At 43.0% G+C, this 26,022-nt stretch carries 22 protein-coding genes; 11 read left to right on the top strand and 11 right to left on the bottom strand.

What is annotated here, in order from left to right:
• Window position 1: 1 nt before the first annotated feature.
• On the top strand, window positions 2–385 hold the full coding sequence (locus ACFQZS_RS16095) for a hypothetical protein (protein ID WP_377101959.1): 384 nt from the start codon (window positions 2–4) through the stop codon (window positions 383–385).
• A gap of 14 nt (window positions 386–399) precedes the next feature.
• Here the strand turns inward: ACFQZS_RS16095 and ACFQZS_RS16090 are convergent, their stop codons facing one another.
• A complete protein-coding gene (locus ACFQZS_RS16090; RefSeq protein WP_377101958.1) occupies window positions 400–1,698 on the bottom strand; it encodes an amidohydrolase in 1,299 nt (432 codons plus the stop codon).
• 111 nt (window positions 1,699–1,809) lie between these two features.
• Here ACFQZS_RS16090 and surE point away from each other — a divergent pair, with 111 nt between their 5' ends.
• Entirely contained in the window at window positions 1,810–2,583 is a 774-nt protein-coding gene (surE, locus tag ACFQZS_RS16085) for a 5'/3'-nucleotidase SurE (protein ID WP_377101957.1), read from the top strand.
• Between the two features lie 30 nt (window positions 2,584–2,613).
• Window positions 2,614–3,726 (top strand): lipid-A-disaccharide synthase, encoded by a 1,113-nt coding sequence (lpxB, locus tag ACFQZS_RS16080; RefSeq protein WP_377101956.1) that lies wholly within the window; start codon window positions 2,614–2,616, stop codon window positions 3,724–3,726.
• On the opposite strand, the gene ACFQZS_RS16075 is transcribed toward lpxB, so the two are convergent.
• From ACFQZS_RS16075 to ACFQZS_RS16050, 6 genes are all read right to left on the bottom strand, one after another.
• Window positions 3,697–4,797: an acyl-CoA dehydrogenase gene (locus tag ACFQZS_RS16075; protein WP_377101955.1), complete on the bottom strand. Its 1,101-nt coding sequence runs from the start codon at window positions 4,795–4,797 to the stop codon at window positions 3,697–3,699. The genes lpxB and ACFQZS_RS16075 overlap by 30 nt on opposite strands.
• 12 nt (window positions 4,798–4,809) lie before the next feature.
• Window positions 4,810–5,427, bottom strand: a complete 618-nt coding sequence (pnuC, locus tag ACFQZS_RS16070; protein WP_377101954.1) for a nicotinamide riboside transporter PnuC — start codon at window positions 5,425–5,427, stop codon at window positions 4,810–4,812.
• A 140-nt stretch (window positions 5,428–5,567) separates the two neighbouring features.
• The gene (locus tag ACFQZS_RS16065; protein WP_377101953.1) at window positions 5,568–7,955 is read right to left on the bottom strand and encodes a TonB-dependent receptor; all 2,388 of its coding nucleotides are present in this window, start codon (window positions 7,953–7,955) and stop codon (window positions 5,568–5,570) included.
• A 340-nt stretch (window positions 7,956–8,295) separates the two neighbouring features.
• The gene (locus ACFQZS_RS16060) at window positions 8,296–8,832 is read right to left on the bottom strand and encodes an AAA family ATPase (RefSeq protein ID WP_377101952.1); all 537 of its coding nucleotides are present in this window, start codon (window positions 8,830–8,832) and stop codon (window positions 8,296–8,298) included.
• Window positions 8,833–8,871: 39 nt separating this feature from the next.
• A complete protein-coding gene (locus ACFQZS_RS16055; protein ID WP_377101951.1) occupies window positions 8,872–9,627 on the bottom strand; it encodes a LytR/AlgR family response regulator transcription factor in 756 nt (251 codons plus the stop codon).
• Window positions 9,628–9,640: 13 nt separating this feature from the next.
• A complete protein-coding gene (locus tag ACFQZS_RS16050) occupies window positions 9,641–11,374 on the bottom strand; it encodes a sensor histidine kinase (protein ID WP_377101950.1) in 1,734 nt (577 codons plus the stop codon).
• Between the two features lie 195 nt (window positions 11,375–11,569).
• Here ACFQZS_RS16050 and aspS point away from each other — a divergent pair, with 195 nt between their 5' ends.
• Together aspS and ACFQZS_RS16040 are read left to right on the top strand one after the other, a co-directional pair.
• The gene (gene aspS, locus ACFQZS_RS16045) at window positions 11,570–13,315 is read left to right on the top strand and encodes an aspartate--tRNA ligase (RefSeq protein ID WP_377101949.1); all 1,746 of its coding nucleotides are present in this window, start codon (window positions 11,570–11,572) and stop codon (window positions 13,313–13,315) included.
• A gap of 75 nt (window positions 13,316–13,390) precedes the next feature.
• Window positions 13,391–13,861, top strand: a complete 471-nt coding sequence (locus ACFQZS_RS16040) for an FKBP-type peptidyl-prolyl cis-trans isomerase (RefSeq protein WP_377101947.1) — start codon at window positions 13,391–13,393, stop codon at window positions 13,859–13,861.
• 7 nt (window positions 13,862–13,868) lie between these two features.
• Here the strand turns inward: ACFQZS_RS16040 and ACFQZS_RS16035 are convergent, their stop codons facing one another.
• On the bottom strand, window positions 13,869–15,398 hold the full coding sequence (locus ACFQZS_RS16035; protein WP_377101946.1) for a serine hydrolase: 1,530 nt from the start codon (window positions 15,396–15,398) through the stop codon (window positions 13,869–13,871).
• 135 nt (window positions 15,399–15,533) lie between these two features.
• Here ACFQZS_RS16035 and ACFQZS_RS16030 point away from each other — a divergent pair, with 135 nt between their 5' ends.
• The 3 genes from ACFQZS_RS16030 (at window position 15,534) to ACFQZS_RS16020 (ending at window position 20,681) form a co-directional block, all read left to right on the top strand.
• Window positions 15,534–17,687 (top strand): S9 family peptidase, encoded by a 2,154-nt coding sequence (locus tag ACFQZS_RS16030; RefSeq protein WP_377101945.1) that lies wholly within the window; start codon window positions 15,534–15,536, stop codon window positions 17,685–17,687.
• A gap of 376 nt (window positions 17,688–18,063) precedes the next feature.
• Window positions 18,064–19,263 carry a hypothetical protein gene (locus ACFQZS_RS16025; protein WP_377101944.1) on the top strand — a complete coding sequence of 400 codons (1,200 nt, stop codon included), beginning with the start codon at window positions 18,064–18,066 and terminating at the stop codon, window positions 19,261–19,263.
• 2 nt (window positions 19,264–19,265) lie between these two features.
• The gene (locus tag ACFQZS_RS16020) at window positions 19,266–20,681 is read left to right on the top strand and encodes a hypothetical protein (RefSeq protein WP_377101943.1); all 1,416 of its coding nucleotides are present in this window, start codon (window positions 19,266–19,268) and stop codon (window positions 20,679–20,681) included.
• Between the two features lie 139 nt (window positions 20,682–20,820).
• Here the strand turns inward: ACFQZS_RS16020 and ACFQZS_RS16015 are convergent, their stop codons facing one another.
• Together ACFQZS_RS16015 and mutY are read right to left on the bottom strand one after the other, a co-directional pair.
• Window positions 20,821–21,249, bottom strand: a complete 429-nt coding sequence (locus ACFQZS_RS16015) for a single-stranded DNA-binding protein (protein ID WP_377101942.1) — start codon at window positions 21,247–21,249, stop codon at window positions 20,821–20,823.
• Between the two features lie 23 nt (window positions 21,250–21,272).
• Entirely contained in the window at window positions 21,273–22,316 is a 1,044-nt protein-coding gene (gene mutY / locus ACFQZS_RS16010; RefSeq protein WP_377101941.1) for an A/G-specific adenine glycosylase, read from the bottom strand.
• Window positions 22,317–22,489: 173 nt separating this feature from the next.
• On the opposite strand from mutY, the gene ACFQZS_RS16005 reads away from it, so the two are divergent.
• The 3 genes from ACFQZS_RS16005 (at window position 22,490) to ACFQZS_RS15995 (ending at window position 25,448) form a co-directional block, all read left to right on the top strand.
• Window positions 22,490–22,783 (top strand): HU family DNA-binding protein, encoded by a 294-nt coding sequence (locus tag ACFQZS_RS16005; protein ID WP_100342764.1) that lies wholly within the window; start codon window positions 22,490–22,492, stop codon window positions 22,781–22,783.
• Window positions 22,784–22,800: 17 nt separating this feature from the next.
• Entirely contained in the window at window positions 22,801–23,649 is an 849-nt protein-coding gene (locus tag ACFQZS_RS16000; protein ID WP_377101940.1) for a tetratricopeptide repeat protein, read from the top strand.
• Between the two features lie 248 nt (window positions 23,650–23,897).
• Window positions 23,898–25,448, top strand: coding sequence for an Rne/Rng family ribonuclease (locus ACFQZS_RS15995; protein ID WP_377101939.1), 1,551 nt, complete (start codon window positions 23,898–23,900; stop codon window positions 25,446–25,448).
• A 58-nt stretch (window positions 25,449–25,506) separates the two neighbouring features.
• Here ACFQZS_RS15995 and ACFQZS_RS15990 read toward each other — a convergent pair whose 3' ends face one another.
• Window positions 25,507–25,986 carry a hypothetical protein gene (locus ACFQZS_RS15990; RefSeq protein ID WP_377101938.1) on the bottom strand — a complete coding sequence of 160 codons (480 nt, stop codon included), beginning with the start codon at window positions 25,984–25,986 and terminating at the stop codon, window positions 25,507–25,509.
• Window positions 25,987–26,022 lie beyond the last annotated feature (36 nt).

Raw genomic sequence — 26,022 nt, 5'->3', positions numbered from 1 at the left:
TATGATGAAACTGGTTTTAACACTTTTTATAGTAATCATCTTACGAGACAGTAGCGATTATCTCAATTCTGTATGGGTATATCCCGTTGCTAAAGGATGTGTTAATACTTTAAAGCTAAAAGCAAAAGGCAAAGCCGACTCCTATGATTGTGAATTGGATTATACATTTAATTGCACTTATAAAATAGTAAAAGATACACTGTTTTTAACAGAACCAGATGATTCTCACGAAGAGGATGGAGGGAAGGTAATCTTTCACAGATATAAATACCTGATCCGAAACAAAGCACTATTTTGTATAAGCTCGGGAGAATTGGTTAAAGGCAAATGGATAGATAAGAAAATAAAATCTCAGAATCCGCCTGATTGGAAAAGAGTTAAATAACTGCTGTGTTACTCTTATTTGCCTGACTTACCCGCCATATAATCCAACGTCAAATTACAAAGCGCTTTTACGCCTAAGGTAAACCCGCTTTCGTCAATATAAAAATCGGGGGTATGGTGCGATGGGGCTTTTAGCGGATCAGCACCTTTGGGCATGCCGCCTAAAAAGAAAAACAATCCGGGTACTTTTTGCTGGTAAAAGCTAAAGTCCTCGGCTGTTGTTACAGCGGGTTTTAATAATACATTCCCTTTGCCTGCACTTGCTTCAAGCGTAGTCAGCATTTTCGCCGTAAGCGCCGGGTCATTATAAGTCACCGGGTACTGGTTGCTGTAGGGTATTTTCACGTCGGCGGTAGCACCGTAGGCCTCAGCAGTTTTTGTAGCTATGCGGCGTACATTATCTTTTAGTATCTTCTCGTCACCTGCTGTAAAGTAACGGAGGGTGCCCTCCATCACTACATTTTCCGGAATAATATTAAAGCGAGTGCCGCCTTTTATGGTACCAATAGTTACAACCGCCGGGTTCTGGGTTACGTTAACATTCCGGCTCACAATACTTTGCAGATTATTTACAATTTGTGCCGATACCAGCACCGGGTCAACGCTGCTCCATGGGCTGGCTCCGTGTGCCGACCGTCCGTTTACTATAATTTGCATATCGCTTACACCTGCCATTGTGCCGCCGGGACGGTAAGTAATTTTACCCACTTCTATTTGTGAATCAATATGTAACCCGAAAACAACATCAACTTTTGGATTTTCCAATACGCCCTCTTTTACCATTTGCTCGGCGCCGCCTTTTTCGCCTAACGGTGTACCCTCTTCTGCAGGCTGGAATATAAATTTAACTGTCCCAGCCAAATCCTTCTTCATGCCGGAAAGGATTTCGGCGACCGCCATTAATATAGCCATGTGCGAATCATGCCCGCAGGCATGCATTACACCCACCTCCTGGCCGTTATACTGTGTTTTTACTTTAGATGCAAAAGCCGACGCTGTACGCTCAATAACGGGCAAAGCATCCATATCTGCACGCAGGGCCACTACAGGGCCGGGCTTATCGCCTTTTAAAACACCAACAACGCCTGTGGTGGCCACACCGGTTTTAACCTCAATACCTAAAGATTGTAGATGTTTAGCTATTATACCGCTGGTGCGCACCTCACGATTGCCCAACTCAGGGTGCTCATGGAAATCACGACGCCACGCTATGATCTTATCTTTCAACGCATCGGCTTTAGTGCTAATAACCGTAGTTTGCGCCGATGCAGAAAACGAAGCTGCGGCGAAGGCAAAAAGGAAAAACTTTTTCATGCAGGCAGAATTAAGTATCTGCCTTAAATATAGCGATTTATTTTAGGCGCCTTTCTATAATTTCGGACTGTGGCAATAGCTTATTTTAATAATAGCTAACTTCGCAGCAAAATGAAAAAGCACCAACCCACCATACTGGTAGTAAATGATGATGGCATTACCGCGCCCGGAATAAAAGCCTTAATGGATGTAATGAAAACAATTGGCCGTGTGGTTGTGGTAGCCCCGGACAGTCCACAATCGGGTATGGGGCATGCCATTACTATAGGCAAGCCCTTGCGTTTAGATCCTGTAAGCGTTTACCATGGCATTGAAATGTACAGCTGCTCCGGCACTCCGGTTGATTGTGTAAAGCTTGCCGTTAATAAAATATTTAAAGGCAAAAAGCCTGATCTGTGTGTATCGGGCATAAACCACGGCTTAAATAACGGCATTAATGTATTGTACTCGGGCACAATGTCGGCAGCCGTTGAAGCCGCTATTGAAGGCATACCTGCTATTGGTTTTTCTTTAGACGATTACACCCTGCAAGCCGATTTTAAACACTGCGTTAAATACATTAAGGAAATAGCTTTACAGGTTCTGCAAAACGGCATGCCAACAGCTACGCTCTTGAATGTTAACTTCCCTAAAGGCGACGGCTTAAAAGGCATAAAAATTTGCCGCCAGGCCAACGCCAAATGGGCCGAGGAGTTTGATGAAAGACTTGATCCGCATAACCGCCCCTATTACTGGCTTACCGGCGTTTTTCAGTTGAATGATAACGGCGAGGATAACGACTCGTGGGCTTTAGATAATAACTATGTGTCTGTTGTGCCGGTGCATTTTGATATGACCGCGCATCACGCCATACCTGTTTTAAACAGCTGGAAGTTTAATATTTAATAATATGCTGCCATTAAATAACCCCAACGCATGAAGTACTACCTGGTAGCCGGCGAGGCCTCGGGCGATCTGCATGGGGCTAATTTAATGAAGGAACTAAAAAAACTTGACCCGCAGGCCGAGTTCCGCTTTTTTGGTGGCGACCTGATGCTGGCAGAAGGGGGCAGTTTAATAAAGCATTACACAGAAATGGCCTACATGGGCGTTGTTGAGGTGGTAATGAACCTGCCTGCCATTTTACGCAACATGAAGCAGTGCAAACAGGATATTTTATCCTGGCAGCCTGATACGGTAATACTGATAGATTTTCCTGGCTTTAACTTAAAAATAGCTGAGTTTGTAAAAAAACAAGGCATACCTGTTTGCTTTTACATCTCGCCAAAAGTTTGGGCATGGAACCAAAAACGGGTTTTAAAAATAAAGCGCGTTGTTGATCACCTGTTTTGCATACTACCCTTTGAGGTTGATTTTTATAAAACATGGGGCATGGAGGTTAACTATGTAGGCAATCCATTGTTGGATGCAGTTGCCGCATTTACACCCGATAACACTTTTTTGATTAAACACAACTTTACCGGCAAAAAACTGATAGCCTTACTTCCCGGCAGCCGTAAACAGGAGATCAGCAAATTGCTGCCTGATATGCTGGCGGTTAAAGACCGCTTTAAAGGTTATCAGTTTGTAATTGCAGGAGCCCCATCTTTTGATGCGGAATATTATAGACCTTACCTAAATGGCAAGAATATCCCTATCGTATTTAATTCCACGTACGACCTTTTAAACAATGCAGAAGCTGCGGTGGTAGCATCGGGCACAGCAACACTGGAAACGGCGCTGCTGAACACCCCGCAGGTTGTAGTTTATAAGGGGCACCCAATATTTATTACACTGGCGCGCATTGTTGTTAAGCTGAAGTTTATTTCGCTGGTTAACCTGATAATGGATAAGCTGATAGTTAAAGAGCTTATACAGGAAGATTGCAACCCCGATAAAATATCGGCAGAGTTAGAAAGCATTTTGCATGATAATGCTTATCGCCAGCAAATGCTTGCGGGATATGATGAGTTGGATAAGCTAATGGGCGAGCCCGGCGCATCGGCAAAAACGGCTGCGCTAATCGTCGGCTACATCCAGAAAAGTTAATAGGGAATGTTGCCCTGCTGTGTGCAGGTCGCGCCAAACGCGATTGAGCTCAGTGCCTGTTTCAGCAGCTTTTAATCCGCAATATGGATAAAGCGCGGCTACAACTTCCCTAACCTTTGCCGCCAAAATGCGGCTTGTTCTGCTTACCTCTTTTAAATTGGTATCAATAGTTTCTTCCCACGACACGTCAACAGCAGCGAAAAGCGCCATACGCGCCAGGTTCAATTCTTCTGTATTATCAAGCAAAGTTTGATTCATTAATTGATGCTGCGATGGTGTGATCCTGGGATGGGCTTTTCTTTCATCAAAAACATCCCTGCACAGATCAACAAAATGTACCGCCATGCCCGACAGATTCACCGCTAAAGTGGCCTCGGCCAGTTGCATAAAAGGGTATTGATACAATTTGCCTGCAACTTTAGCGTGCCCGGCATCAATTTTAAAGCAACGGTTAGCGGATATCTGCACATCCTTCATTTCAAAAGAGTGGCTGCCCGTAGCTACCATACCCATGTATTTCCAGGTGGGTAAAAGGGTAACGTCTTTTTTATCAACCACAAAAGGAAGGATGATCGGCTCGCCTGTTTCATCTAAAATCTTTTCGCCGTTTTGGGTAATAAAGCAATTAGCCGTAAAGTGCGTTGCATGGTGTGCTCCGCTGGCATAGTTCCATGTGCCCTTAAGCAAATACCCCTCACCGGTTTTCTCTGCTGTGCCGCTTGCCGCTCCGCTCCCGGCCAGGCAAACATTTTCGGCATTGAATATAACTTTAGCAGCTTCCGGGTCGATAAAACCACCGAACCAGCCCGCGCCGCTGCATAGGGTAACCACCCATCCGGTGCTACCATCAATCCAGCTTATGGCTTCCTGTAAACGCACCAATTCCGGTAAAGTAATTTCCCGCCCGTTATAAACCTCAGGCACCAGCAACCGGAACCATTTTTCTTTGCAGACAATTTCAAGCGAGGGAGCATTTAACATGCCCCCTTGCTCTGCTTCGGCAGCATTACTGCGAATAACATCCACGTACCGCGGATCAATATATTTTGAAGGGTGAAGAATCTCTCCCATAATAATTTAGGATTATGCGGCGGCTTTATCTTTTTTAAGGATAGCCCGCCAATCAAAAAAACCAAAAATGGCTACAATAAATAAAAACAGGGTGAGTACCGAAAACATTACCAGTTGTTTGTGCCATAATAAAGGTATAGCGAAGATGTTGCTCACGTTCAATAAAACCCAGTTCTCCAGCTTACGCCTTGCCAACAGCCACATACCCGCCCATGCGGTTGACGATACCCAGGCATCCCAAACAGGTACTGTAGAATCTGTAAAGTGCTTGAGTAATATGTATAGTACACCCCATCCCACAAAAACAATCAGTAATGTTATTACCCACTCGCGTCGATTAGTCATCGATATTTTTACTGGTGGCTCGTTACGTTTTTTTATCCAGTACCACCAGCCGTAAATACTCATCACCAGGTAATAGCCGTTTAAAATAGATTCGGCATACAAACCAACATCCAGCAAAATATAAGTGCCCAGCAAAATGCCGATAATACCCGTTGGGTACAGCAGCACGTTATTCACCTTAGCCAGTAAAACTTCGGCCACGCTGAAAGATACAGAAGCCCACTCCAGTAATGAGGTTTGCTTTACCTGTTCTTTAAATAAGTGTAACCAATGGTCTGCTTGCATTGTCTTTTTAGTTATTATTCTGAGCGATAGCTAATAATCTTGAATCGCTTATGGGAGGAGGGGGGCTCACAGTTTATGTGAGCCCCCGTGCACCCCCGTGCACCCCTGTGAGCCCCTGTGAGCCCCCTGTGAGCCCCCCCTTAAAACCTCACATTCAATGTTCCCAGGAAGTTGATCGGTGCCTGCGGAAACCAGTAATTATAGTTCTTCACTACGCCACTTTCAATATCCGGGTAAGTAGCGCCGTCCGACTGGTACTTTTCGCTAAACACATTGTTGATCAATAAGCCAAGGCCTATATTTTTAACCCCCGCAAACTTAAAGTTGTAGGCAAGGCGCACATCGTTTACAAAATAAGCAGCTAAGGAGCGACTTTTTGTTGAGGTGTTATCCAAATACTGCCTGCTTACATATTTACTAATGAAGGCTATTTCTGTATTTTTTATGGGCTTGTAGCTAATTGTACTGCCTGCTATAAATGCAGGCGAATAGGCTATGTCGCTTTTTGTATAACGTGTCAGATCATACGTGTCCGTATCATAGTTGTAGAGGTACTGGTTAAAGTTTTTAACCTTATTAGCGCTTACCGTAGCGTTGGCCAGCCAGGTAAGTTGCCCGGCAATTCTTACACGTGTGCTTACCTCAACACCCGCACGGTAGCTATCATCAATATTGGTACGTATGGCAGCTCCTACATCATTTAATGATCCGGTTAGCACCAGCTGATTTTTATACAGCATATAAAATCCGTTAACGGTAGCGCTGAAGTTTCTGGAATCAAAACGGTAGCCGGCTTCAAAATCCTTCAGGTTTTCTGATTTGGGGCGGCTTGCCGGGGTGGAGTTAGTAAAATCGTTCCGGTTAGGTTCGTGATTGCCTACCGCAAATGAAGCGTAAACGTTACTGTTGCCAAAGCTGTAAGTTGCCCCTACTTTAGGATTAAAAAAATCAAGCAAGGCCTGCTGCTGTACATTGTTCAGATTACGGTCAAACCCTAAAAACGAATAGTTGATGTGCCGATACTGCAGATCACCGTATAACAGAAAGCCCCCTAAAGTTACCTCAGACCGCCCGAAAACGTTAAAGTCTGTTTTTTTGGCAAAATCACGCGCATACTCATATCCGGGCGGAATGTTGGTGCTTTGCTGCGTCCACATTATCTTATCATAATGGTCGCCTTTGTATTCGTTATACGCGCCGCCTAAAATAAACTTAACGCGTTGGTTGGGCTTATAGGTAAAGTTATAGGTGGTGCCATAAAAATGGTTGCTTAACCAAAGCTGGCGCACCAAATCGCTGTTGGTAATGGCTACACCGCCAATAACAACGGGTGTTAAACCGTAGTTACTAAATTTAGCGTCGTTCTTATACTCTTCGTAATAGCCATAGCCGCGGGTATAGTGCAAGGCACCGTTAAAGGTTAGCTTGTCACTCAACTTTCTATCGTACAATAACTGGTAATGGTTTTGCGTGTAATTATCAGTTTGGTTATCATAAAATCCACCTGTTTTGGCAATGTAACCCACCTCGTTATATCGGGGATTGCCCGCAGTTACAGTTTCTTCTAACACACCATTCCAGGCCTGGTAGGTTTTTTCGTGACCGGAAAACACGTTCAAACGAAGCTGATCATTCTTGCCGTAATAAGCGCCGCTTAAAAAAAACGACCTTAAATTAGACGAAGCCCTCTCGATATATCCGTCGGACACGGTACGCGATAAACGGCCATCAAAACTAAAATGGCCGCCCAATAAGCCTGTACCCATGTTTACGGTATTTTTTACCGTTCCGTATGATCCTGCTGAATTGTTCAGCTCAGTATAAGCAGTATCCTGCCGGGTGTTGGTTTGGATGTTGATACTTGCCCCGAATGCACCTGCACCGTTGGTAGATGTGCCTACACCACGCTGCACCTGTATGCTGTTAATAGACGAGGCCAGATCAGGAAGATTTACAGAAAAGGAGCCTTGCGATTCGGCATCATTAATGGGAATACCGTTAACAGTCAGGTTAATACGCGTACCATCTGATCCACGGATGCGTATACCTGTGTAGCCCACACCCGCGCCAGCATTTGAGCTTACTACCGCCGATGGCGTTTGCTCTAAAAGATATTCAAAACCTCTACCGGAGTTGTTCTTTGCGATGTCAGCTTTGTGCAGGTTGGTGAACGTTACAGGGGTTTTATAGGATGCATTTACGCCGGTTATAACAACTTGTTCTTCCGTAAAAAGCATTTCAGTTAAAGCAATATTTAACCGAATATTGGCTGATAAGGAAACATTTTTTTGTTCCGTTTCAAATCCAATAAAACTTACTTTTAAACTGTACTTACCGGGTCTTAGATTATTTAGGTTAAAATTTCCGTCTGTATCCGATGTGGTTCCGATAGTTGAGTTTTCAATTCTGATCGTGGCTCCCTGCAAAGCGTTTCCGTAGCTGTCATTCACTTTTCCGGAAATAGAGAATTGGGCCGATGCCAGGACAGGCAGCAGCAGGGCAAATAATGCCGTAAATAAATTTTTCAAAATGGTTATTAAATAAAAAAAACGTTAAACCATCTGCCCACCAGGGTTGAATGTGCAGTACACTTAACTTGTTATTACCTCTCCCTACGCCGGCATTACCCGGATCAGGTGCAGTTGTGTTGTATGTTGCGAGTTGTGTGTTGTAAGTTTTAACCTACAACCTTCAACATGTAACTTTCAACTCAACTTGGGTTTGATCTCAGCCTGTCTTTATGTTTGGTAAAATAACCTGCAGTTTATCTTATAACCAAAGCAAGGCACCCCTTGAGAATTATGAGGCAAAGGTAGAAATGATTTCGGAATTACGATGTGCGATTTCGGATTTGTTGAATTTGGCGTTCTAAAGCTTGTCTGCGTCAAACGCTCCTTCATCCAGTCCCTCTATAATTTTTGATGCTATTTCGGCAGCATCACCGGTATTGTCATAAATTGTATGCGATTGCGCGTCATCAAAAGCACGGTACAACCGTTGCAACGGTTCATCGTATGCTGCAAAAGCCCATTCCTTGCGGTTGGCGGCTCGTACTGCGCAAACTTCCATATCGGGCCGTAACACAATATATTTTACAGGGATTTGTCGCCTGGCGGCTATCTCGAGCGCTTTTTTCAAAGCGCCGGGTGTAAAGGCAAAATCAAGTAATACGGTATGCCCATATAGCGCGTAAGGTATTGCCGCTGCAAATATGGCGGCGGCGGTCATACGCAAATTTTCCTTGCCGTTAAAATCAGGGCGCTCTTTTACAATATGTTCCCAAAAGCTGTCGCCTTCAATATGTACCAGCGGTTGGGGCAAAAGCTTTACCAGTTCGCACGCTGCGGTGCTTTTGCCTGCCCCTATGGGGCCTGATAAAATGATGATGGGTTTCTTTAGTTCCATGATGTGTTATTCAAATATACCTCAGCCCATCAACAAACCTTAAAGCATTCCTTTTAAGGCCAGCTTAACTTCATCTTTATTTTGCTTTGATATGGGGATCTTTTTATCATCCGTCATTAAAAGCACGCCGCCGTCTTCTTTAAGCAAGCTCTTAACAAATTCAACGTTTACCAGGTGCGATTGATGGGTACGCGTGAAACCATGGTGCTGTAATATTTCGGCAAACTCTTTAAGTGTTTTACTCACCAATATTGTCTCTCCAGACTTAATATAAAACGATGTGTAATTATCAGAAGCTTCGCACCTGGTAATCTGATCAACCTTAACGTAACGTATTTCTTTAAACGTAGGCAATGCTATTTTTGGCACATCTTTTTGTCCGCGTGCTATGTAGTTGAGCAAGTTTTCCAGTTTATGGTCTTTTGTTTTCGCTGCGATCTTTTTTGCCGCCTTTTCAACCGCGGTTTTTAATTCGGTAATATCTATGGGCTTTAGCAAATAGTCAAGCGCTGAAAATTTAATGGCTTGTATTCCGTACTGATCATAAGCGGTAATAAATATAACTTCAAACCAGGGCTCTGCAAATGCTGACAATACTTCGAAACCCGATTTTTGGGGCATCTGTATATCAAGGAACACCAGCGCGGGCTGGTGTTCCTTGATGACTGCAATACCGTCGTCGGCATTTTGAGCCGTAGCTATCACGCTTATTGCAGGGCAGTTGGCTTGCAATATTGTTTGCAAATTTTGGATATTGTTAGGCTCATCATCAATAATAATACTGGTTATTTCCATGTCGTAAATTTCGTTAAAACCACTTGGTTAGCGTAATTATAATTGTTGTCCCCGTTGCGTTGCTGTCAATTTGTAATTTAATAAGCTGGCTTTTATATATCTGATTGAGTAAAGCGATACGTTCGCGGCCAAGTTTTAAACCAAAGCCGGCAGAAACGTTGGCCTGCGCGTCAAATCCTTTTCCGTTGTCGGCAATCGTAAACATCAGGTTGTTTTCCTGCTTGGTTATGGCGATATCAATTTTCCCTGCATGCAACATCCCGGCTATGCCATGCTTAGCAGCGTTTTCAATAAAAGGCTGCATTAACATTGCCGGTACTTGCGTATTAGCCACGTTAATGCTTTTATCCACATCAACACTGTAAATAAAACCAAAACGAAGCTGCTCAATTTGCAGGTAGTCGTTTATTATTTTTAACTCATCCTCCAGGCTTATCAGTTCTTTACTGGTTGCATTAAGCACTTGCCGGGTTAGGTTAGCAAATTTAGATAAATAGTGGTTTGCGCCGGCAGCATCGTGCTGGTTCATCAGGTTTTGAATAGATGTTAGCGCGTTAAACATAAAATGCGGGTTAAGCTGGGCACGTACCGATCCTAATTTTAAATTGGCCATTTCCTTCTGCCTGCCAAGGTTGCGCACCCGGCGCTTGTTAAATAGATAATAAATACCAAATGCCAGCAGGGCTAATAATAGATAAGGCAATAGCTGCAAAACAGTGTACCCCTTTTTATATTCTGACCGCCCTTGCACAGTAAAATCAATACTGGATTCTCTGTTTTTATCCTTTGTGCCGATGGGATATATTAGCAAACGGTATTTTCCGTCACTCATATAGTATTGGCTGGTAAAACCAAAAATACTATCCCTTATGCCCGCTCCAATACAAATGGTATCAGTTGTTGCCCGGAACATGCTTCGCTCTTGCACCCAGTAAATATTATATGGCACCGTTTGGTGATCTTTTAAAATAATATTGATCGATTGTACGCTGTCAGGATTTAAAAGTATTGACTGCTTACTTTTTTTGTTCAAACTTAACAACGGCACTCCGTTAGCGCCCTTTCCGTGTATAAACCCAACAACACCATGTATTGCAGGTCGTAAATTACTACGCCAATTAAGTACAATCCCGTCTCTATTGTTGTAATTTTTAATATTAACCACCTCAACAGTTACTTCCTTGCCGGGCGAATAAAATTTCCCCAAATAACCATAAGTGTGCTTCGCCCCGTGTTTCTGCTCAAGTGTTGGAGTTGTCCAGGGTATTAGTTCGGTGCTGTCGTTTTCAATAACTCTAAAACGGTACTCGTTCAGGTTACTTTTATTTATTCCCATACCCACAACCTCAACAGCCGAATTCTCATCACTCATCATATAAGCGGTATAATTTTTTGAAAGTGACGTTACGGTGTATCTTGGCGGATACTTATTTTCTTTTCTTGCATAAGCTACTCCTAATATAATTGGTGTTTTAGGTGTCCACTTACCGGTCACGTCATACGGCGTGGGTTTATAGCCGGGCGCGTATACAGGCTCCTTCATTGACTGGTATATATCATCAATCCGGGATTCCATAACGCTCACCCAAACATCTCCCATGCCGCTTACCCGCCTGTTTTGGTGTCCATCGAATGTTATGACACGTTCATCTTTTGCGTTTGACCGATAAACTACCGCAGTGGTGATTTGCGCAAATACAGGGCTAATAAGCGTAACAAAAATTAATATTAGAGTTGTTCTTTTCATGCTATACGTTTTGAAAGTAATATTTAATACCCAAAACTCAATTAATTAAAAAACCAAGCCAATACACAATGAGTAAACCGCCCTGTTTGGTGAGTATTCCTAAACTTAAAATGGTTTTTGATTAACAGGGTGCCTTTTCCCTTTTGCCTTTCACCTCAAAACATTACTTTTGCAAACTTTACACAAAACACTGCTATGCTACGTACACATACTTGCGGCGAATTAAATATCAGTCATTTAGGCCAGTCGGTTACTTTATGCGGATGGGTGCAAAAATCGCGCGACCTGGGCGGCACTACTTTTATTGATGTGCGCGACCGTTACGGATTAACCCAACTGGTTTTTAACACCGATACCGATGCAGCACTGCGTGAAGTTAGCCGCGAGCTGGGCCGCGAGTTTGTAATTAAAGTTACAGGCACTATAATTGAGCGGACCAACAAAAACACTAAAATACCTACCGGCGAAATTGAGATAGCCGTTAGCGATATAGAAGTATTAAATGCAGCTAAGATCCCTCCGTTTTTAATTGAGGATGATACGGATGGCGGCGAAGAGCTTCGCGCCAAATACCGCTATCTTGATCTGCGCCGCAATCCTATACGTAATAACCTGGTGCTTCGCCATAAAATGGCGCAGGAAATACGCAAGTACCTGGACGGATTGAACTTTATTGAGGTTGAAACCCCGGTACTGATCAAATCAACACCCGAAGGTGCACGCGACTTTGTGGTACCAAGCCGCATGAACCCGGGTGAGTTTTACGCCTTGCCGCAATCGCCACAAACGTTTAAGCAGTTATTAATGGTTAGCGGGTTCGACCGTTATTTCCAGATCGTAAAATGCTTCCGCGATGAGGACCTGCGTGCCGACAGGCAACCTGAGTTTACACAGATAGATTGCGAAATGGCCTTCATCACCCAGGAAGATATCCTGAACATTTTTGAAGGTTTAACCCGCCATTTATTTAAAACCGTTAAAGGTGTCGAGTTTGATAACTTCCCAAGGATGCAATATGCTGATGCTGCACGCTTATACGGCTCAGACAAACCTGATATCCGTTTCGGGATGCAGTTTGTTGAGCTGAATGATATTGTTAAAGGCAAAGGCCTGGGCATTTTTGATAATGCCGAACTGGTAGTCGGCATCAACGCCAAAGGCTGTGCCGAGTATACCCGCAAACAGATTGATGAGCTTACCGAGTGGCTAAAACGCCCGCAAATTGGCGCTACCGGCATGATCTATTGCCGTTATAATACTGACGGTACGCTTAAATCATCCGTTGATAAATTTTACAGCGAAGAAGAGCTTAATAAATGGGCTACAGCTTTCGGTGCCGAAAAAGGCGACCTGATGCTGGTGCTAGCCGGTAATACCGATAAAGTACGCAAGCAATTAAATGAGCTGCGTTTAGAAATGGGTAACCGTTTAGGCCTGCGCGATAAAAATACATTTGCGCCGCTTTGGGTGCTTGATTTTCCGCTGTTAGAGTGGGATGAAGAAACAGAACGCTACCATGCTATGCACCATCCGTTTACTTCGCCAAAGCCGGAAGATATTGCTATGCTGGATACAAAACCCGGCGAAGTGCGTGCAAACGCTTATGACCTTGTAATAAACGGAACAGAAATAGGCGGTGGCTCCATCCGTATTCACGACCGTGCCTTGCAGGCCCTTATGTTTAAACATTTAGGTTTTAGCACAGAAGAAGCTCAAAAACAGTTTGGCTTTTTAATGGATGCTTTTGAATATGGCGCTCCTCCGCACGGTGGTATAGCTTTCGGGTTTGACAGGTTATGCTCTATTTTTGCCGGATTGGATTCTATTCGTGACGTGATAGCTTTCCCTAAAAATAACTCAGGGCGCGACGTGATGATAGATTCGCCATCAACCATTGCCGATGCACAGTTAAATGAACTAAAAATTAAAACCGCGCTTTAACATTCTTTAACAGTATAAACAAAATAGTTAAAGTACTTTTGCGTTACACTTGCATAGCAAGTACCATAAATTTATATGAAAAGATATTTACTTTTTTTCTGCCTGATAATAACCACGCTTTCAGCCTGTAAAAAGACGGAGAAATTTGATGCCGAAGCGCAAGCGAAGCTTGACGATGCGCAGATAGTGGCCTACCTGGCTAAAAATAACATTACTGCTGTCAAGGATGCTTCAGGACTATATTATCAGATAATTACACCTGGTTCATCAGAAAAACCTACATTAAACAATGGGCCATATATAACATATAAAGGCTCGTTAATGTCAAACGGCACCGTTTTTGAAGATAGGTCAACTAGTCCCCAATATTTCAGCGTACTTGACGGCTTAATTGAGGGCTGGAAAATAGGTTTACCTAAGATAGGAAAAGGAGGGCGAATTATGTTGTTTATCCCTTCGGGCCTTGGTTACAAAAATCAGGACAATAGTAGCATCCCTGCTAACTCTGTTTTGATATTTGATATTACGCTGATCAATTTTAATTAAAAACTGGTCAGTTAATTTTCCTAAATTCGTAAGGGTCTGATTCTATAAAGTCATCCACTTTCACCCTTACTGAAACAACCTTTCCGTTTTGAATGGTAAACGGGAAAACGGTTTTACCATATATCGGGTCAGAAAAAGTAGCATAAAAGCGTGTGCCACCCAACGGCTGCAGTTTAACAAACATGCGCGGATGATGTTCAAACCGCATTTCCAGATCGTTATTTAAACCTCGCGTTATAGTTAAGTTGCCATACAGCTCATTTTGGTAGGTTCCTGTATAATTGCTTACAAAAGGTACGGGCTGTAAGTTTAAAGCAACCGAGTCGCGCAGTTTTCTATCTGCCTGCTGTTGTACAGCTTTTTCATTTTTAGCACGGGCCAGGTACTGCTCGCTATAATTGCGGAATGGCAACTTCAGAAAAACGTCCATAAGTTCCCACTTTAAAGCTTCGTAAAATTCATTCTGGTCTGTATTGGTTAAAACAATAATGCCTAAACGCTCATCAGGCACCAATGCTACCGACGATACATAGCCGGTAACCCCGCCATCATGCATCACCAGGTTATGGCCTGCGTAGTCTTCCAGATGCCAGCCTAAGCCATACAACGAATAATTGGTTTGTCCGTTTAAACGGCGTACCGTGCCCACAACATCCTGCGGAGCCCGCGTGGCCGCAATTGCTGCTGCCGGTATAACCTGCTTTGTTCCCACCTTGCCGTTGTTCAGCAACATCATCACCCATTTGCTCATATCGTTTACTGATGATGAAATGCTCATTGCAGGCGCCATATTATCCAATTGTCCATATGGCACAGGGCTTAAACGCTCATCCATAAAAGTATGCGGAACGGTGCGGTTTATTGACTTGGGCATTTCGGCGGTTAACGCTATGGTATTACTCATGCCCAGGGGCGCAAAAATATTATCCTTTAAATAAGCCTCCCAGGATTTCCCGGAAACCCGCGGAATGATCTCGCCCGCCGTTAAAAATGCCGAATTGGCATATCCCCATTTGGTTCTGAAAGGATAAGCCGCTTTAAGCTGACTCATTTTTTGGGTGATCTGCAAACGGGTAAGGTCGCTGTTATAGAAAGTAAAATCGCCCTGAAACGTTTTTAAACCCAGGCGATGGCACAACAGATCGCGCACCGTAGCCATTTCGCCCGCTGCTTTATCATCCAGCTTAAACCAGGGGAAGTATTTGGTAACTTTATCATCTAAAGAAAGGTTGCCCGCATCCGCAAGCGTAGCCAATGCTGTAGCGGTAAAAGCCTTGGTATTACTGCCTATCATAAATAAGGTATTCTCATCCACGCGCTCATTAAGCCCCATCTCTTTAATGCCATAACCTTTCATCAATACCACCTGATTATCTTTCACAACACAAACCGCCACACCCGGTATTCGCCAGGTGGTCATGGCGCGGTTTATGTAAACGTCAAGGCTATCCCTTATAAACGAACTCCTGTCTGCACGCTGGGCAAATACATTAATAGCAAGGCATATGCAGCCAATTATCAATACCACTCTTCTCATTAAAACAGGATCTATATAAGTTTATAATAACGTAAACGCCATTTAGGTTTGCGATGGTTTAAATAACGCAATAAAATATTAATTTTAACGCTAAATTAAGCATTAGCTTATTTTACATTAACTGAACATATTCTCATGAAGTTTTTCATAAAATTTTTATCGCCTGTTTTGGCGATCTTATTGTTTGTGCATGTAGCCACCGCCCAACGTTATTGGGCGCCTGATGGCTATCAGTATTATACCACACAAAATGGCGAAATAGTGGCCCTTGACGCGCGCGACGCGACAAAGAAAACCGTTTTAGCAAGTGTGGCACAGCTTACACCTCAGGGTGGCAAGGCTATCAACGTACGCCGTTTTACCATTACAACCGATGGGCAAAAGATCCTGATCAACACCAATACAAAAAAAGTGTGGCGGCAGGATACCCGTGGCGACTATTGGCTGTTTGACGCCACAAACCAAACCCTTAAGCAGATAGGCAAAGATAAACCCGCATCGTCATTAATGTTTGCCAAGCTATCGCCTGATGGCAGCAAGGTGGCTTACGTTAGCGGTAACAATATTTATGTGGAGGATGTTGCAGGCGGCACTGTCAAAGCATTAACTACTGATGGAACGGACCGGATAATAAACGGTACTTTTGATTGGGTATACGAAGAGGAGTTTGATTGCCGCGACGGTTTCCGTTGGTCGCCGGATAGTAAGAGCATTGCTTACTGGCAGATAGATGCCCGCAAGATAAAAAACTACCTGATGCTGAACGCTACCGACGCTACCTACCCTTTTGTAGTGCCCGTAGAATACCCGGTTGCCGGCGAAGACCCAAGCGCCTGCAAAGTAGGTGTGGTTGATGTGGCCAACGCCCAAACCAAATGGATGGATGTACCGGGCGATGCCATTCAGCACTATATACCGCGTATGGAATGGACCACCAACGCCAACGAACTGATACTACTTCAACTTAACCGCGCTCAAAACGAGGAGAAGATATTTATATGCAACGCGCAAAGTGGTGCTGCCAAACCCATTTACCAGGAAAAAAGTAATGCCTGGGTTGATGTGCGCGGAAAGGCCGTGGGCTGGGACTGGGTAAGCCAGGGCAAGGCATTTTTGCTCCTGACGGAAAAAGACGGCTGGAAGCATATTTACCGGGTAGGCATTGACGGCAAAGAAACCTTGCTAACGCCCGGCGATTACGATGTAATAAGCATTAGTTTAATTGACGAGAAAGGCGGCTACATCTACTTTATCGCTTCGCCGGAGAATGCTACACAGCGTTACCTGCACCGGGTTAAAATAGGTGGCGGCAAACCAGAGCGGCTTTCGCCATATGCTTTACCGGGAACGCATACCTATGATATTTCGCCTAACGGAAAGGTGGCTTTACATGGCTTTCAGAACAGTTATACTGCCAATGCAGGCGACGTTGTAAGTTTGCCTGATCACCAATATATAAGCGGGACCCGCATAATCCTCAACCTCGCAGCTAAGAATAAGCCGGAGTTCTTTAAAGTTAAAACCGTTGATGGCATTGAGATGGACGGATGGATGGTTAAACCCACCAATTTTGATGCGAATAAGAAATACCCCGTTGTGTTCTATGTATATGGCGAACCCGCAACCCAAACCAGTGCCGACACCTACGGCGCCGGTAAAAACTCCAGATACGCGGGCAGTATGGCCGACGATGGCTATATCTACATATCTGTTGATGGTCGTGGCTCCCCGGCGCCCAAGGGGGCGGCATGGCGCCAGGCTATTTATAAAAACATAGGCCTTATCAACATACGCGATCAGGCTATGGCCGCTACCGAGATAATGAAATGGCCCTTTGTTGATCCTACCCGCATTGCTGTATGGGGCTGGAGCGGCGGCGGTTCATCCACATTGAACCTGATGTTCCAGTACCCTGAGATCTACAAAACGGGTATTGCAGTAGCAGCGGTAGATGATCAGTTGACTTATGACAACATTTACCAGGAGCGTTACATGGGTGTACCTACTACAGATGAGGGCCGGGCGGTATTTAAAAAAGGTTCGCCGGTTACTTATGCTAAGAATCTGAAAGGCGACCTGCTGTATATTCACGGTACTGGCGATGATAACGTGCATTACAAAAACGCCGAGCTGCTGATTAACGAGCTGGTGAAGTACGACAAACCTTTCCAACTAATGCTGTACCCAAACCGTACGCACTCCATATCAGAAGGCGAGGGAACCACCAAGCATTTGCAAACCATATTTACCAAGTTTTTAAAGGAGCATTGCCCGCCGGGAGGCAGATAGTAATTGGTTGATCAGTAATTGGAGATGAGTGGCTTGTTTGTCTCACGTGCGTGTGAGACAAAGTGGGACACGTTGGGACAATATTTACTATAATGTGCTGTTAATTAACTATTTAAAGTTTTCGCCTGGGACAAAGTGAGACTACTTATAAGTCAGGAAATTTAGCTGTAAAATTTACTTAAAATACTGATTAACAACAACCTGTAATTTTCAATTTTTTTGTCCCGCTTTGGGACAAAAAATTGCCTTTATTAACCGCTTTTCACATACACATTCACCAAAAAAACCGGGCAGCATGGCAACAGTTACTCACAAGTGTTGACTGAACCACGTTACACGCTAAGCGCAAAATGGTTATATTTGCAAAAAATTTAAAATGAAACCTAAACATATTTGGTTGCTTTTGATAGCATTCGCGCTATCTCCGTTTAGCTTACACGCGCAAAGCATTTCTTCAGAAACCGTCGACTTTCAATATCTTAAACAGCCCCAGGTGGCTTTAGATGAAAGCGTACGCAGTTTTAAAGTTACCGTTACATCCCCATATAATCTTACTGCAGAAGATGTAGTAAGAATAGCAAAGGCCAAATTTCAAAGTGAGGTAAATAATTACAGTGCTACAGTTATCAATAGCGAAAAAGAATATCAGCAAAAACTGAAAGACTATGATGCTGAAGTTGCAAAAGCAAAAGAAAAGTTTGCAATAGAATCAGAGCAATTTAAAAAATACTCCATTTTAGAGCGCTTATCTTTAACTAATGACAATAAAAATCCCAAACTGGTGCTTCCTGCAAAACCCGGATATGTAAAACCCGCGCCACCTGTATACGTTGAACCCGACCTAAACAATTATACCATTGTAGACAATAATGTGTTGGCATCTCAAATATCACTTAGTGGTTTTACGCGGGGCGCTGCCGATATTGATATTAACGTAGATATTAAAGCGGTAAACTTTCAGGATAACGCCGGGCAAACGTTTGCTAACCAGCCAACAAAATTAAGTATTAAAATAAAAGGGGTTGAGAAGGTTAACACTACTTTTTTTCAAGACTACACTTTCCTGTCTTCTTCGCCAACCAATAATATTGATAAGCAAGCCGAGGAAAAAAATAGCCTTACAAAAGTTATCAGGTTTTTGAATGATTATATCAATAACATGTATGGTTTTCAGGCTATCCCTAAAACTGTAAAAATACTTAGTGTTAAAAATAAAGGCAAGTTTGACGACCTGGAGCGAGCCGATATATATGTAAAAACCAATTTGCGCAAGTTGCAGCCTACCAACAGCGAAATAAACAGCGCGGCATTTGCCAACATGCAAAAAGGTATTGATATATGGGTGCAAACGCTTGCCAAAATTGAATACAAAAATGACAAGGCCGATTTTAACGATAAGATTGCCAAATACATTTACTTTAACTTGATCAACCTTAATATTGCCTTGAATAAACTTGCCGAGGCCGAAAAATATCTTAATGCCCTACAAGAAAACCTTGTTTACATCAAACTATCGTATGACGAGAATAACGACTTGAAGCGCATGGAAAAGAACATCTATCAAAACAAAAAATAATTATGAAGTATCTGGTTACTTTTATACTGGCGGCTTGCTTTGCTAACTTAAGCCTGGCGCAAATGCAGAATCAATATGGCGAAAAATTCACTTTCGATGTAAAAAACGAGAAAGACGCGCATTTTGTGTTGCAGGATAACTACAATACTTATTTGCTTACCAATTTAAATGTAGATGGCATTGGTGCCGGGCACCAGATGATTGTTAGAAAGTTTGATCAGAAAAACACCCTGGTTGAAACCTTTACTTTTGATTATCCTAAAATTGAACCCCTGGGTACTTTATATGACTATTTGGGATACGCCGAAAGCGCTGCTACCGGTAAGGTAGCTGTATTTGCCGAGGCCCATTCAGGCAATGCTGCTAAAAGTATAATTTACAAGTTTGAATTTAATAAGGCAACATCAAAATTTACAAGCACAGTATTGGCAGAGAATAGTATTGCCTCGCTAATGAAAGCGGGTAATGCTTACGCAGAACGATCATTAAATGGCAAATACATTGCTGTAAACTACCACAACTACCGTGATAAAGCCGCACCCGATAAAAACCTGCTGATTGTTATTGACGCCAATACCCTTAATGTTGCCTGGCAGAAAGAGCTTACATTTAATGATGAGTTCACTTCGCAAAATTATACCGTTACCAACTCGGGCAAGGTAGTAATGATGCGGGACATGAAGGGCTCTAAAAAAGGGATTACCTATCTGAGCATAATTTCGGCAGACAAGCAGGAGGACCAGCACTTTGAAGCGCAGGTATTTCTGAATAGTATGAAAGCCATATCCATTGGCGCCGATGAATACCTGGTGGCTTTTAATTCAGACAATAAAAACTTCCGCGAAGATTATTACAATAACTTAATGTTATATGACCTTAAAAGCGGCAAAATATTAAACAACACAAAAACCCGCGATTTTGCCTCGGTAAAACAGCTTACAGATGTTGATATCCGCGATATAGTACTCCAAAACAATGAGATACACGTATTTGCAGATGCAAAAGCGCCCGCGCCACAAACCGGTAACGGCTTCTCAAATATGAGTAGTTTTGACGTGGCCTATAACTGGGGACCGGGCTATTTATACGTGCTATCTTTTGATGGTCAGTTAAAAGCGACAAAAAAGCTATACACAGATGGCAAAGCGGCGGGTGAGTCATACCATTCTTTTGGCGTGTTGAATATAAAGGGCAACTATTACATTAATGCAGGGGGGAACGGTGTTTATCAGCTAACTAAAACATTTGATCGTGGCGAATCTGTGATCTATTTTTATCCGGGCGACCCCTATGGCAATACCAGTAATCGCTTTATAAATCAGTTGGTTGCTTATTTTCCTGATAAAGGCAGCCTGCTTTTCGGCCGCACCATTAATAACAATGAAATGTCGCTGGTAAGCGTTACCGGCGTTAAATAGCCATTGTACAAACCTTAGCTTAATACTTATTGTTACGGTCCGCAGGGTGTTCTATGACAGATGCTGCGGACCGTAATTAAAAACAAAGCCCCCCGACAGGAATGTCGGGAGGCTCTCTACGTTTGGTTTATAATTGTGTTTAGTAAGGTATATCGTCGGCGGTTGCGGCATCATCAAAGGTTGCCGGGCCTTCGGGTAGCTTTATACCCTGGCGCTGTGAATTATCTGCTTCAAAATCTGTCTTTCTTCCTAAAAGGGTAAAGTTCTCTGCAACTACTTCGGTAGTGTATTTCTTTACGCCCTCTTTATCCTCAAAATAGCGGGTACGCAGTTTACCTTCAATGTAAACTAACTTTCCTTTTTGCAGATACTTTGCAGCCACATCAGCCAGGCTGCGCCATAATACTATATTGTGCCACTCGGTTTGCTCTACTTTCTTTCCGTCTTTATTGTACGTTTCTGAAGTTGCCAAAGGGAAACTCGCTACAGATACACCACCTTCTAAATATCTAATTTCGGGGTCTTTGCCTAAGTGACCCACCAGTATTACTTTATTAATTCCAGACATGCCATAAAAGTAGATATTTATTTCTAATTTAAAAAATTATCTAAAAATATAAAAATAGGCTTGGGTAGCGCCATCTTTTTTAAATTTTCTACTTCTATGAAAACCCAGTTTTTATCCATTACATGCGGCTTTTCTGCTAAAACAATAAACCGGATGGACAAATGCTGATGAGTTAAAATATGTTTCGTTGTGGGTAATATTTTACTAATTATCAAATTAGAGCTAAAAGTTTTAAGCGTTTGGGGCATGGATAACAGCTCATCAACGGTGGTTGGGTGGGTGGTTTCTATCAAAGGCAGGTCGTACATATTGGCCCATATATCACCTTCGCCCCGCTTATTTATTAATATCCTGTCATCCTCCGCTATCAGGAAATAATTAAAATACCGCTCCCTTATTTTTACTTTTTTTGATTTAACCGGCAATGCGGTAGTAGCATTATGTAAAAAGGCGTAACAGCCCAATTTTATGGGGCAGGTGCCGCAGGCGGGGTTTTTAGGTTTGCAAACCAGCGCTCCCAGCTCCATCATAGCCTGGTTATGTGCCGCCGGATTTTCGGTGTTAAGAAAATCAGCAGCGGCCCGCTGAAAGATCTTTTTCCCGGTAGTAGTGTCTATAGCCTCGCTTATCCCCAGGTAGCGCGCCAATACCCTGAATACATTGCCATCCAACACGGCACGCGCCTCGTTAACCGAAAAGGATGCGATAGCCGCGGCGGTATACTCGCCTACCCCTTTTAGTTTTATAAGTTGGTTATATGCCGTTGGGAATATTCCGCCATATTCCTGCTGTACCTGTATAGCCGTTTTAAGCATGTTGCGCCCGCGCGAGTAGTAGCCAAGGCCCTGCCACAACTTTAATATATCATCCTCGGGCGCAGCGGCAAAGTCAGCTACCGTAGGGTATTTTTCTAAAAACCGGTAAAAGTAAGGCAGCCCCTGCTCTACCCGGGTTTGCTGTAAAATAATTTCAGACAGCCATATGGTGTAGGCATCAGTAGTGTGGCGCCAGGGCAGATCGCGCTTGTTTGCGTTGTACCAGCTTATAAGCTCTTCTGTAACGTGCATGACCGGCAAAAGTATAAGTTATACAGCTAATTGTGTGGCATTTGTAATATATATATGTGTATTAGGTACCCTGGGAAAAAAAAAGCGCTATTTATTTCAAACTTTGCCAATAAAGAGATACTTTTGCAACCCCAAATCAGTTAAGTAATAATATATTAAAGTAAAATAAAAACATGACTAAAGCAGAAATTATTACCGAGATCTCTTCTAAAACAGGTATAGAAAAAGTTGACGTTCAGGAAACAGTTGAGGCGTTTTTCAAAGTAGTGAAAAACTCAATGGTAAGCGGTGAGAACGTTTATGTTAGAGGGTTCGGTAGTTTTGTTATCAAAAAAAGAGCAAAGAAAACAGCGCGTAACATTTCAAAAAATACCGCCATCATTATCCCGGAGCATTTTGTTCCAAGCTTTAAGCCAGCAAAAACCTTTGTTGAGAAAGTTAAAACCGGCAACAAAGCTTCTAAATAAGCAATCAATTTTAAAGGATGAAAACAAAACAAATAGCATTTGCCGCCGCCATTTTGGTTGTTATGGGCTATTTGTACGTTCAACCCCTAAAGGCTTTAACCAAGGCTGATAGCAGCCATGATACCCCTAAGAGCGCCAATGCAGGTGTTGCCCCGGCAGCAAATGTTACGGTTGAAACCGTTTCTGCCACTGCAAAAGCTGCTATAGGCGAAGGTTTGTCGGTAAAGATCAATGATCTGGAAGCAAAGCTTCAAAAAGCATCAGCTGATGCTGAAAAAACAGATCTTGAAAAACAACTGGCAAAAACCTGGGACGATGTGAATCAGCCTGCGCCTGCGGCGTTTTATTATTTGGCGGCTGCGCGTAAAGAAAACACTTTCGGTCAATGGATGAACGCCGGTACCCGGTTTAACGACGCTTACAAAATGTCGTCAGACACGGCTGCTGCGCCTACATTTGTTGCCAACGCTGTTGAGGCTTTTCAAAATGCTACCAAAATTAACCCATCAAGCCTTGATGCAAAAACAGGTTTGGGTGTGGCTTATGTAAACGGTGGCGCATCGCCAATGCAGGGTATTGCCCTATTGCGCGAGGTAGTTGATAAGGACCCTAACAACGTGGCGGCTAACATGAACCTGGGTTTGTTTTCAATGAAATCGGGCCAGTATGATAAGGCTGTTGCACGCTTTAAAACGCTGATAGCTATTAAGCCTGACTTTGAAGCTTATTTTTATTTAGCCGAAAGCTGCAAGCAAATCGGCAAAAAACAGGAAGCTATTGCGGCTTACCAAAAATGCAAGGAATTAATGCCTGACCCAACATTTACTCAGCGCATTGACCAGTATATAAAGGAATTACAAAATTAAGTTAAACACATTAAAAAATTATTATTATGCCAAGCGGTAAAAAACGTAAAAGACATAAAATGGCTACGCACAAACGCAAAAAGCGTTTAAGAAAAAACAGGCACAAAAAGAAATAAGATAAGGGGCTTTTAAGCCCCCTATTTTGTTTGCTTTATAGCCAAAGCAGATAGCATTTATTGTTTTTTACCCTCAAATTAATATGCCTTTTGAGCCTTGCTCAAAACAGGCTATAAGAAATGGAGTAGCAGTTGATAAAAGAATTAATTATCGATTCATCCCCCAACGGGGCTACCATTGCATTATTACAGGATAAACAACTCGTAGAGCTTCATAAAGAACAAATAAGCAACAATTATACTGTTGGCGATATTTACCTCGGGCGCATTAAAAAGCTAATGCCCGGGCTAAATGCCGCTTTTGTTGATGTTGGCTACGAGAAAGATGCCTTTCTGCATTATCTAGACCTTGGTCCGCAGGTGCAAAGCCTGCTTAAACTGACCAAGCAGGTGCGTGGCGGCAGCTACAAATCTAAATTGTTAGATAGTTTAAAGCTTGATGACGATATAAGTAAGGGAGGAAAGATCTCTGAAGTATTGGTAAAAAATCAGCTTGTTCCGGTGCAGATAGCCAAGGAACCTATATCTACCAAGGGCCCGCGTTTAAGCTCAGATTTGTCAATTGCAGGCCGTTACGTTGTACTGGTGCCTTTTTCTGATGTGATATCCATATCAAAAAAGATAAAGAGCAACACAGAACGCACACGCCTGCGCAAGATAGTGGAAAGCATTAAACCCAAAAACTTTGGGGTTATTATCCGCACCGTATCCGAAGGGAAAGGTGTAAGCGAAATGCAAAAAGACCTGCTTGATCTGATATCAAAGTGGGAAGCCTTTGTTACGCGCCTGCCAACGGTAGAGCCGGGGAAGAAGGTATTGGGCGAAATTGGCCGTACCTCAACAATTTTAAGGGATATATTAAACCCTGATTTTCAGAATATTTATTTAAACGACCCAAGTTTGTTTGAAGAGGTGAAATCGTATATACGAGACATCTCTCCGGATCTGGAAAGTATCGTTAAGCTGCACAAGCACAAAGAACCGATATTTGAACATTACGGTATTGACAAGCAAATAAAAGGAGCGTTTGGTAAAACCGTTAACCTGGCAGGCGGCGCCTACCTGGTTATTGAACATACCGAAGCGTTGCACGTTATTGACGTTAATAGCGGCAACCGCACAGCAAGCAAAGAAAACCAGGAAGAGAACGCCTTCCAGGTGAATAAAGAAGCTGCTAAGGAAATTGCAAGGCAACTGCGCCTGCGCGATATGGGCGGCATTGTGGTGATCGATTTTATTGACATGCACAAGCCTACCAACCGCAAGGAGTTGTTTGACTACCTGCGCGCAGAAATGGCGCACGACAGGGCCAAGCACACCATTTTACCGCCAAGCAAATTTGGCCTGGTGCAAATTACCCGCCAGCGGGTAAGGCCCGAAATGAATATCGTAACCAGCGAGGTTTGCCCGGCCTGCCACGGCACCGGCACCATACGCCCAACTGTATTGCTGATAGACGATATTGAGAATAATTTTAACTACATATTGCTTGAGCAAAACGAGCGCGGCATAACCCTTTGTGTACACCCGTATATAGAGGCATATATTAAAAAGGGATTATTCAATATACAGCGTAAGTGGTACTTTAAATATCACCAGTGGATAAAAGTTAAAAGCAACCCGGCATACCAGATAACTGAGTTTCATTTTTTCTCATCAAAAGACGAAGAGATTAAGCTGTAGATGTGCGGATGAGAGGATATGCAGATGTGCAGATGTTTTGAAAAGCATCTGCACATTTTTATTTTAGGTTACTCCAAACAACCTCTTTTCCAATTACTGTAAAACGTTTAAATTGATCATATGTAGAAAGGATATTATGCATAGGCTCAAGGGTAAACCACAATTCGTCGGCATTAATCTTAATTTCTATTGCAACTAATAAGTACATTTTTTTAAGGTCCACCAAAGACAGTTCGTCATGCGCGTCTTTTAAATGAGTATACAAAGCATCTTCATATTCACCGAGTCCTTTAAGAACTTCTTCAAGACGCATTATTTGATTACTGGTAGGTGCCCGTTTATTCTGAGTAATTAAACTAAGCTCAACTTTGTTCGTAGCCACAATAGTTTCAGATAAGGCAAACCAATACTCCTTTTCTCCTTCACGACGGTAACTGAATGTTTCTATAGCGGGAATTATTACTGCTTCATTATGTTGAGCTTCTTGATAAGCTTGCGGCACCCACTCCGGCCTGATTGATTTGCCCTCCTTCATCATTTTATCTTATACCATTAAATATACTACATCGATGTA

It is taken from the genome of Mucilaginibacter calamicampi (assembly GCF_042676765.1).
Classification (GTDB): Bacteria; Bacteroidota; Bacteroidia; order Sphingobacteriales; family Sphingobacteriaceae; genus Mucilaginibacter; species Mucilaginibacter calamicampi.
Note: the sequence above shows the minus strand (reverse complement) of the source record. Positions and strands in the feature narration are given on the sequence as shown.